This window comes from Bacillus sp. AFS001701, from assembly GCF_002559405.1.
In the GTDB taxonomy this organism is placed as follows: Bacteria; Bacillota; Bacilli; order Bacillales; family Bacillaceae_G; genus Gottfriedia.
Genome location: NZ_NTZO01000631.1, coordinates 1 through 590, shown reverse-complemented (window position 1 = coordinate 590; position 590 = coordinate 1). Strand labels below are relative to the sequence as shown.

Here is a 590-nt window from a genome sequence, read left to right as displayed (position 1 = left end):
TCTTTTTTTATTTTATCTAATGATTTTTCTAAAATCGTTTTTGCTTCCGATTGAGGGATTACAACCACTCCATCTGCATCACCGACAATGATATCACCTGGGTTAACTGATGTACCTCCACATGATATTGGAATATTAATATCACCTACCCCAATTTTTCCACTTGCAGCTACGGTAGTTCCTTTACAGAATACTGGGAAGTTTAATTTTTTAATACCGCTTATATCCCGGATTACCCCATCAACAACTATTGCACTAACACCCATTGTTTGTGCCATTCCAACAACAAAGTCTCCTGCAATTGCCCGGTATCGATCCCCTTTTGCATCGATTACGATGACATCGCCTGGATTTGCTTCACGAATTGCCTTCAAAACAGCTAAGTTATCGCCAACAGGGATTTTAACAGTCAATGCTCTTCCAGCAAATCTATATTCTTCTTTTAAAGGCTTTATTGACGGATCCATATTATTCAGTCCATCCATTACGTCTGAAATACAAGTTGTTGGTATATTTTTAAATTGATTAATAATAGAAATCACTCCTTTATAAATCATTTATTTAAAGAAATTATATAAATAATATGTTCG

At 35.1% G+C, this 590-nt stretch carries 1 protein-coding gene; it reads right to left on the bottom strand.

Annotated features, from left to right (window positions below):
- The coding region (locus CN514_RS24215) for an RraA family protein (RefSeq protein ID WP_483295034.1) at positions 1-542 on the bottom strand (542 nt) is incomplete at its 3' end.
- Between the last annotated feature and the right edge of the window lie 48 nt (positions 543-590).